Annotated in this window: 8 protein-coding genes and 3 pseudogenes; 8 read left to right on the top strand and 3 right to left on the bottom strand. The window is 60.2% G+C overall.

The features are described 5' to 3' along the window. A pseudogene (locus ACPYOI_RS33385) lies at positions 1-788 on the top strand (AI-2E family transporter); the annotation flags it as partial. Between the two features lie 185 nt (positions 789-973). Here ACPYOI_RS33385 and ACPYOI_RS33380 read toward each other — a convergent pair. Further along, entirely contained in the window at positions 974-1,573 is a 600-nt protein-coding gene (locus ACPYOI_RS33380) for an SOS response-associated peptidase (protein ID WP_481417903.1), read from the bottom strand. A 255-nt stretch (positions 1,574-1,828) separates the two neighbouring features. Here ACPYOI_RS33380 and ACPYOI_RS33375 point away from each other — a divergent pair. Next, positions 1,829-2,835, top strand: a pseudogene (locus tag ACPYOI_RS33375) (sensor histidine kinase). Between the two features lie 615 nt (positions 2,836-3,450). Here ACPYOI_RS33375 and ACPYOI_RS33370 read toward each other — a convergent pair. Continuing rightward, positions 3,451-3,816, bottom strand: coding sequence for a YciE/YciF ferroxidase family protein (locus tag ACPYOI_RS33370; protein WP_481417904.1), 366 nt, complete (start codon positions 3,814-3,816; stop codon positions 3,451-3,453). Positions 3,817-4,125: 309 nt separating this feature from the next. On the opposite strand from ACPYOI_RS33370, the gene ACPYOI_RS33365 reads away from it, so the two are divergent. The 6 genes and pseudogenes from ACPYOI_RS33365 to ACPYOI_RS33340 all read left to right on the top strand — a co-directional run bounded on the left by ACPYOI_RS33365 (position 4,126) and on the right by ACPYOI_RS33340 (position 7,914). Further along, entirely contained in the window at positions 4,126-4,347 is a 222-nt protein-coding gene (locus ACPYOI_RS33365) for a hypothetical protein (RefSeq protein WP_481417905.1), read from the top strand. A gap of 221 nt (positions 4,348-4,568) precedes the next feature. Next, positions 4,569-4,665: pseudogene (locus ACPYOI_RS33360) on the top strand (DUF2934 domain-containing protein); the annotation flags it as partial. A 69-nt stretch (positions 4,666-4,734) separates the two neighbouring features. Next, on the top strand, positions 4,735-4,872 hold the full coding sequence (locus ACPYOI_RS33355; protein ID WP_481417928.1) for a hypothetical protein: 138 nt from the start codon (positions 4,735-4,737) through the stop codon (positions 4,870-4,872). A gap of 50 nt (positions 4,873-4,922) precedes the next feature. Continuing rightward, complete coding sequence (locus ACPYOI_RS33350; protein ID WP_481423972.1) at positions 4,923-5,519, top strand: DNA polymerase ligase N-terminal domain-containing protein; 597 nt, start codon at positions 4,923-4,925, stop codon at positions 5,517-5,519. Further along, the gene (gene ligD / locus ACPYOI_RS33345) at positions 5,452-6,861 is read left to right on the top strand and encodes a non-homologous end-joining DNA ligase (protein ID WP_481423971.1); all 1,410 of its coding nucleotides are present in this window, start codon (positions 5,452-5,454) and stop codon (positions 6,859-6,861) included. Before ACPYOI_RS33350 ends, ligD begins: the two co-directional genes overlap by 68 nt. 9 nt (positions 6,862-6,870) lie before the next feature. Beyond that, positions 6,871-7,914 (top strand): ATP-dependent DNA ligase, encoded by a 1,044-nt coding sequence (locus tag ACPYOI_RS33340; protein WP_481417906.1) that lies wholly within the window; start codon positions 6,871-6,873, stop codon positions 7,912-7,914. Positions 7,915-8,097: 183 nt separating this feature from the next. On the opposite strand, the gene ACPYOI_RS33335 is transcribed toward ACPYOI_RS33340, so the two are convergent. Further along, a partial coding sequence (locus ACPYOI_RS33335) for a DUF892 family protein (protein ID WP_481423973.1) occupies positions 8,098-8,193 on the bottom strand: 96 nt, incomplete at its 5' end.

Raw genomic sequence — 8,193 nt, 5'->3', positions numbered from 1 at the left:
CAGATCAAGCGGAGGAGATTCTCGATGAAGAGTATCTGGTGGATTACTACGACGCCGTTGCGGTGCCTGCCTTGATATTGGCCGAGCGAGACCGGGCTCGCGGCGTCATGAGTGATGAGCAGCGCTTGCGCGTCGCGGCAAGTGGAATGTCCCTGGTGTCCAGTCTGGAGGATATTGCGGCCCAGGAGAGTGACGACGACGAGATCGAGGATCCTTCCAAGGACCAAGGGAAGCAGGCGGCGGCAGACAGACAGGACATACCCGACGGCCAAGGCATGAATATTCTCTGCGTGGGTGGACGGGGCGAGATTGATGATGTTTCGGCCGCAATGCTGGCCCAGGTATTGCGGGTGGAAGGCGCCACCGCGAACGCAGCAAGCTTCCAGGGAATCAAGCCTGCCAACATTCGAAAGCTACTGACCGGGAAACTTGACACCATCGTGGTGTGTTTTCTCAATCAGAATTCAGCCAGACATGCGAGGTTCCTGGTGCGCCGGCTCAAACGCGCGGATAACACAATCAGGGTCGGCATCGTTTTTTGGACGCAGATACAGGACGAAGCGGATACCAGTGGCTCCCGAGCCGATCAAGGAAAGGATCTGAATGCCGATTTCGTCGCGTTTGACATGACAACTGCAGCCATCGCGTCTCTCGCAAAGGTTCCGTCAGTTCCGCTCGCCTCACCGAGCAAAATGAAGATCCGGCGCAGGCTTGTAGCTCAAACGGCCTCATCTGAATATGACGACCTTCCTTCGGATAGCACCGCGCTGAAAGGGTTGGACTCATGAACTCCGTGTGCTCTGCATTCCATCGATCCGGTTGCTCCCGCTATGAAGCGACCGATGGGGCGATGGGGATGTGTTTCATGGCGATCTCCCGGTTTGGCTGCCGCGAGATTTTTTTAAGGAGGCGGATTCCGACTGGCCTGGGCTTTCGTCAAGCGACTGTCGAGCAGCCGAAAAAGACTCTCGAATTAGTCGCTTCCATGCCGCACCTGTTCGACCGCCAAGCTCCCTGCAGGCAAGGGCCGCAGTAGCTCCTCCTGCGGCTTCGTCAGCTTGTTGATCCAGTGCTGCCAGTCATCGGGCCGCAGGACGACGCCTTGGCGATTGTGGATCGGTTCGACGTCCGGCCCTGGCTTCGTCGTGAGCATAGTCATCGACGCCGGCTGGTTGCCTTGGCCCTCCCGCCATAGTCCCGCGATCGCCATCATCGGCGCACCCTTCAGTGCGAAGCGGTGTTTGGCCTTTGGATACTTTGTGCCCGTGAACTCGAAGAATGCGCTGGCGGGGATCAGACATCGCTTGCTGTCGGCAAAATTCCTGCCGCCGCTTACAAAGTTGAAGACGGGACCGCCTTTGCGGCCCTCAGGCGGTGGGAAACCGAACTTGGCTGGGAACAGCTCTACCTCGTCGCCGTATTGCCTCATCACCGGCGCGGTGTCTCCGATCTTGATGTCGTCGGCTTGCGGCAGATCGAGTTCCACTTGGTTCGCAGGGATGCGCAGCGCAAGCTCCTGCATCATCTTGCAGTATTCGGCCCAGAGGATGTGTTGTTCGTAGTCATTACACATGCCGGGAACACTAGGGCGATTAAGCAGGTCTGCCAGAAGCCGAAAGGCATCTCACCCTCGCTTCCCGGCCTTGGCGTCGCCCTCGACCGATTTTCTCAGAGCATCCATGATGTCACCACGTTCCCCTTGGCCGATGCGGCGAGGAACTGCTTTTCCTGTCGTGCCTGCCAACTTAAAATAGATGCGAGGTTCGGATCGCCCGGTATCGTCCCTATATAAGAACCGGTCGTCTTCAAGAAGAAACGAAGGGATTCAGTGAAAAGCCACGACCCGATCGACAATCCGGAATGGAAACCCGAACAGCTACGCAATGCGATCAAGGCTGCAGGCGTTGCGCTTTGGTCGTGGAACGTCGACGACGACACATTCCTGATGGATGCCAAGGGCTACGAACTCTGGGATGTCTCCAACGACAAGACACCCACATTCGAGTCTCTGTCGGAGAAAATCCATCCAGTGGACCGCGACAGGGTGAGGGCCGCGTTTGTCGCGACGAGAGCCATTGTCGGCCCATACGAGATCGACTTCCGCATTCTGACGGAAGCCTCCGATGTCCGTTGGATCTCCGCTCGGGGCCAGGGTAATGACGTCGACATAGTCGCCCGCAAGATGACGGGCATATTCCTGGATGTCACCGGTCGCAAGCAGGCGGAGGAAGGACATGAGCTGCTCGCGGGCGAGATGAGCCACCGGGTCAAGAACCTTCTGGCGCTTGCAGCCGGACTAACTGCAATCACCTCGCGTGCGGCCGGATCGAAGGAGGAGATGGCGCAGCAACTGACACAGCGGCTGACTGCCCTTGGTCGTGCGCACGACCTTGTCCGTCCGCTTCCTGGCGGCCAGGGAAGCGCGGCCCTTCTTGGGGACCTTTTCACTGTCCTGCTGGCACCGTACGACGACGTGGCGCCTTCGCGGGCCGCATCCGCGTCGCCGTCCCGCGTATGGGCGTAGGCGAGGCCGCGGCGACCAACTTGGCCCTAGTTATTCACGAGCTTGCCACGAACTCGCTGAAGTACGGGGCGCTCTCTGTCGCGACCGGCACTTTGGACGTCTCGGGGAACGTAGCCGGCGGGGAGGTGGAGATAGTGTGGACCGAACAAGGCGGCCCGGAAGTCGACGCGCCGGCAGCATCGGACGGTTACGGAAGCAGACTTCTCCACCGGGTAGTCACCGGGCATCTTGCAGGTTCGATTGTCTACAACTGGACGAGGAGCGGCGTACTTGTAACTCTCCGCATCAACGAGGACCGGCTTGCACGATAAACCGGACTAATGCACTCGCTTCCGCCCGAGTCCCCGTCGACGAATAACGCCCCTTTGTCGAAGAGCCACGCCCGGCTTCGCGCACGCGGCTCATCGTCTGGAAGTACCTTGATCGTCGCTTCCCGCGCCGCCGCGACGAGCGCCTGCCTGGCCTTGGCGGCGTCCTGCCCCGTTCGAGCGACCTCAGCAAACCGCAGCGCTGCCGCCAGGCCGTGTCGTTGACCCGATTCGGCAACTTGTCCGACATCAATATGTCCGTGATGGCTGCAGTCGTGGTGACCTTTGAAGTCTTCATGCCGGGAGGAAGACCGCGACTTCTCTGGTCGGGCTCGCTAGGAGGATCCCGATTCCTACCTCGATGGCATGGATGACTGCCCGGAGGTGGTCGTCGAGCGCAACAAGCTCGGCACGGAAAGCTTCTATTTCCACGAGCGCATCATCAGGCTGGCGCTTTCGGTCTTTCGAACCGTCGGCGCCATCGTCGACGTCTTGAAGACTATGTTCGCGCCGAGCCCAGGGGATCCTACGAATTCGACTGAAGTTCGCGGCGCCGGACGGCGACGGAGCCATGCTTCGTGGGTCCGGCTCCCGGAAAAGGGCCGGACCACGTTAGGGTCAGGCGGCCTTTTCGGCGTTCTGGTTCACGACCTTGGTCGCGATGGAGGTGAGGGCGATGTCGGTCGCCTGCTCTTCGTCGAGCGTGGTTTGCAGGAGCTTGACGGCATCCTTTATGCCTAGTTCGAGCGCCCAGGTTCTGAGCGTTCCGTAGCGCGACATCTCGTAGTGCTCGACCGCCTGGGCGGCGGCGAGAAGACCGGCGTCGAGGGCTGGCATGCCCTGATACTCCTCCATGATCTCGGCGCCTTCCTTGACTATGCCCATCATGGCCTCGCAGGTCTTCTGCTCAGGCTTCTTGCCGATGATCTTGAATACCTCCACGAACTCACAGTCAACGCTGCTGTCCACGCGCCCTCTCGACATCGGGAGGCCGAATTCGGTTGTCGTGGGCAAAGAGAAAAGAGAGCGACGACGGCTTTCGCCTTTCATGGACGGAGCGCGGCGGCCAGGCCGCCTTGCCAGTCCTTCATCGTTTGCCACCATGATGGTGAGGCCATGGTTGAGAAGCAGTTGTCCGGCAAGGTGGAACCCGAATGGCAGGAAGAAGACGGTGTTTGCGTCGTCCTCGACATTCCGGGATGCGGTCCGAGACTATCTGACAGCATGCGGGTAACACAAAGGAACCGCATGACGGGTCGGGAGTTCTAGGGCCGAGTGAACAGGAGATACGAAATGCAGCTTACCGAAAAACGCGTAACGTTTGAACCGGGTTCGGCGACCGTGGTATTCGTCGGCGAGGGAGCCGACAACGTCTCCGTCACTTTCAGCAATTCCAACGACACCCTCACCGAACCGGACGCCATCACCCATGCAAAGGCCATGATGGTGCAGCTCACGGCTTTCGATGAGGAGCCGAGTAAAGTCGACGGCACGTCAACCGATACGACGCTTTGAGCAATGGCAGTTTCGATGGATGAAGCAAGGGTCTGGAGTCGGTTCCCAGCGCTCGATCCAGCAGGGACGGCGATGTTCTGGACAGGACGGGAAGAGGGGTTGGACGATAGCTTCTGGCAGGCCCTGTCTCCGCCACCGCTACCAAAGACTCGAGGGTGCGCCTGGCAAAGGAACCTTCGCCACGTCACCGAGTTCGCTGAGGTACTCATGGAGGAACCGCAATGGCCGACGACCGCGAAGAGGCAATCAGGCGACTGGCGTATTGGCAATGGGAAAGCGAAGGCCGGCCGGAGGGCCAGCACGAGCGGCACTGGCAGGAATCCGAAGCAGGAATTCCACGGAGGATTCATCCAAGCCTCAGACATCTCAGCCGGGGGAGGACGTCATGTGGGATCTTCCGGAGCCGGATACGACGAGAATGCACCGGATGCCCAGGATGGCCTCAATGAAGACGGCGAAGGATCATCCCTCGTCGAAGAACCCACAGCAGTGCCGCCCGGCGTCGTTCAGACGCCGGAACGGTAGTATAATCCTACCCAGGTAGCGCCACTGCGGACAACAAGTCGAGGCAGACGATGGCTGACGACAAGCTCTCAAAATATCGCTCGAAGCGCGACTTCAAGCTGACGCAGGAGCCGAGTGGCGCGACCCGGCTCAAGCCTTCGAACCGGCTGCGGTTCGTCATTCAAAAGCATGACGCCAGCCGCCTTCACTACGACCTTCGACTTGAACTCGACGGCGTCTTCAAATCCTGGGCGGTGACCAGAGGCCCCTCGCTCGACCCACATGACAAGCGTCTCGCGGTCGAGGTCGAAGATCATCCGCTAGACTATGGAGACTTCGAGGGGACCATACCGAAGGGGCAATATGGCGGCGGCACTGTCATGCTTTGGGATCGCGGTTACTGGGAGCCGGAGGGAAAGAAGACGCCCCAGCAGGCGTTCGCAGACGGCGATTTCAAATTCACGCTCGAGGGAAAGCGCCTTCAAGGCAGCTTTGTGCTTGTTCGCATGAAGCACGATCGCACGGGAGGTAAGCGCACGAAGCTGCTCCTCAAGCATTACGACGACTTCTCCGTCCATTCAAACGGCGGCACGGTTCTCGATGATGCCACGCAGGCCGAAACCGTTCATGGTTTCTGGCGGTGCCGTCGGGGCCGATGCGGTGTGTGATAGCAACGAAGGACTTGTTGCGGATCGACGTAAGACCAACGAACGCGAGAAAAAAACTCCGGTGAGCTCGAAACGGCCGAAGGCGTCGGGCAAACTCCCTGAATTCATACCGCCGCAACTATGCGAAAGCCGGGAACGGCCCCCGTCCGGAGAGGGCTGGATCCATGAGATCAAGTTCGACGGGTACCGCATTCAAATGCGAGTGTCGGAGTGCAAGGTCACGTTGAAAACCAGGAAGGGACTGGATTGGACGGCCCGATACCCTGGCATCGAGCAGGCGGCCTCTGGACTTCCGGACGCCATCATCGATGGCGAGATCTGCGCGCTAGACGAAAACGGCGCTCCAGACTTCGCTGCGGACGAGGCCGAGCTGCCTGAACCGGAAAGTGAGGTTCCAAAGGCGAGCCGCCGAAATTCGTCGGGGAAGGCCAACGTCATGGGCGTTCTCATTTCTCATCCCGACAAGACGCTTTGGCCCCACGCAGGCGACCGGAAGCCGGTGACGAAGCTCGACCTCGCAACCTACTTCGAAGCCATCGGTCCTTGGATGCTTGAACATCTCAAAGGCAGACCGTGCTCCCTCATCCGTGCACCCGATGGTTTGGGCAGCGAGCAGTTCTTCCAGCGCCACGCCGGGCTCGGCACCTCAAACCTCCTGGAGCTTGTGGAGGTCTTCGGCGATCGCAAGCCCCTACCTTCAGATCGACCGTATCGAGGGACTGGCGGCGGTCGCCCAGGTTTCAGGTCTCGAGCTCCGTGGAATTGCGAGCCCGATCAGCCGGAGGTTCCGGGCCGCCTCGTGTTCGACCTCGATCCGGGACCCGACGTTCCGTTTTCTTCCGTCGTGGACGCAGCCAACGAGATGCGCGAACGTCTCGAGGCTTTGGGGCTTGTCAGCTTCTGCAAGACGACAGGTGGCAAAGGACTGCACGTTGTCACACCGCTGGCAGTCCGGAAAAAAGGCAAGATGACGTGGCCCGTCGCGAAATCGTTCGCGCACGATGTCTGCCTGCAGATGGCCAAGGACGCACCCGACCGGTATCTCGTCAACATGGCCAAGAAGCTTCGCAACGGCCGCATCTTCCTCGACTATCTGCGTAACGACAGGATGGCCACGGCCGTCGCTCCGCTGTCACCGCGGGCGCGTCCGGGTGCGACGGTGTCGATGCCTCTCACCTGGGCGCAGGTGACGTCCAGCCTTGATCCAAAGCGATTTACCGTCCGGACTGTACCTGCTCTTCTTGGAAAGACCGGCGCCTGGAAGGACTATTGCGACGGCGAGCGTTCGCTGGAAAAGGCGATCGAGCTGCTTGCCAAGTCCTCGAAACTTTCAGCGGCATAGGGGAGCTCCATGGAGAAGTGTGGCGGCGCTCAGGAATTCGGACTGCCGCTCGACATCGAGCCGATGGAGGCAAGATCGGCCGATGGACTCCCGGCGGAGGAGGGCTGGCAGTACGAACCGAAGTGGGATGGATTTAGGTGCCTGGCGTTCAAGGAGAGCGGCGCAGCCGATATCCGGGCCAAGTCCGGAAAGCCGCTCGGGCGCTACTTTCCGGAGATCATGTCGTTGCTGAAGGGCCTGCCGATCGAGAGGTTCGTCGTCGATGGGGAACTCATCATCGAACTTGACGGGAAGCTGTCGTTCGAAGCGATGCAGATGCGGCTGCATCCTGCCGCGAGCCGGATACGCAAGTTGTCCGCCTCGACGCCAGCCAAACTTGTCCTGTTCGATATCCTCTTCGCGCCGGACGGGGGCTCGCTATTAGAGGAGCCGTTGAAAACGCGACGAGCCGTCCTGGAAACCCTAATGACGCCGTTCGTAAAAACGAAGGAACTCGTACTGTCACCCTTCACCACAGACTTCAAGAAGGCCCACGAGTGGCTGTCGCAGGCAGGCAACGGCGGGACCGACGGTGTTGTCAGCAAGCGTCTTGACGGGGCCTATGAAGTTGGTGCCCGCGCCATGATCAAGGTCAAGCGTCTCCGCACCGCCGACTGCGTCGTCGGAGGCTTTCGCTATCAAAGCAGATCGAAGGAAGTCGGTTCCCTGCTGCTGGGTCTATACAACGACGACGGGGAACTGGACCACGTCGGTTTCACCTCGACCATAGCCGACGCCGATCGTGCCGAACTCACGAGAAAGCTTGAAGCGCTACGGCACCCTCCGGGGTTCACCGGGAAAGCGCCTGGCGGTCCTAGCCGGTGGAGTACCGAACGAAGCGGGGAGTGGGAGCCTTTGAAGCCTGAACTCGTCGTTGAGGTTCGGTTCGACCATGTGACCGGCCGCCGGTTCCGGCACGGCACGAAGCTGATGCGCTGGCGGCTCGACAAGAAGCCGTCGCAGTGTACCTACGAACAGATCGAGAGAGCGGCCATGGGCGATCCAACGGCTTGACAGCGGACGCCGGTCACACCTCACAAAGGCGTATCCGTTGCCCCTAGTCTCGGTTGAGAAGCGGCAAGTCCTTCGGATGGATACGGTTTTGGAGCATGGCGGCCTCTCAGGGATTGGAGGTCCGCAGGTGCAGGTTGGCCGCTAGGACGACCAACCGCCGTATCGCTCGCGCGTTGCCCGGAATCAGGCGGCCCGCGCGTTGACGGTCGCTTTGGCGATCTCGGTAAGCCGCTCGTCTGTCGTTTCCTCTTCGTCAAGAGTCTCCGCGAGGAGGTCAGC

This window comes from Rhizobium sp. SVR5-2C, from assembly GCF_056755115.1.
This window is presented reverse-complemented; position numbering and strand designations above follow the sequence as displayed.

Bases quoted from the DNA above. Each gene is read 5' to 3' on its own strand.
- ACPYOI_RS33380 (WP_481417903.1), bottom strand. From the start codon at position 1,573: ATGTGTAATGACTACGAACAACACATCCTCTGGGCCGAATACTGCAAG.
- ACPYOI_RS33370 (WP_481417904.1), bottom strand. From the start codon at position 3,816: ATGTCGAGAGGGCGCGTGGACAGCAGCGTTGACTGTGAGTTCGTGGAG.
- ACPYOI_RS33365 (WP_481417905.1), top strand. From the start codon at position 4,126: ATGCAGCTTACCGAAAAACGCGTAACGTTTGAACCGGGTTCGGCGACC.
- ACPYOI_RS33350 (WP_481423972.1), top strand. From the start codon at position 4,923: ATGGCTGACGACAAGCTCTCAAAATATCGCTCGAAGCGCGACTTCAAG.
- ligD (WP_481423971.1), top strand. From the start codon at position 5,452: ATGATGCCACGCAGGCCGAAACCGTTCATGGTTTCTGGCGGTGCCGTC.
- ACPYOI_RS33340 (WP_481417906.1), top strand. From the start codon at position 6,871: ATGGAGAAGTGTGGCGGCGCTCAGGAATTCGGACTGCCGCTCGACATC.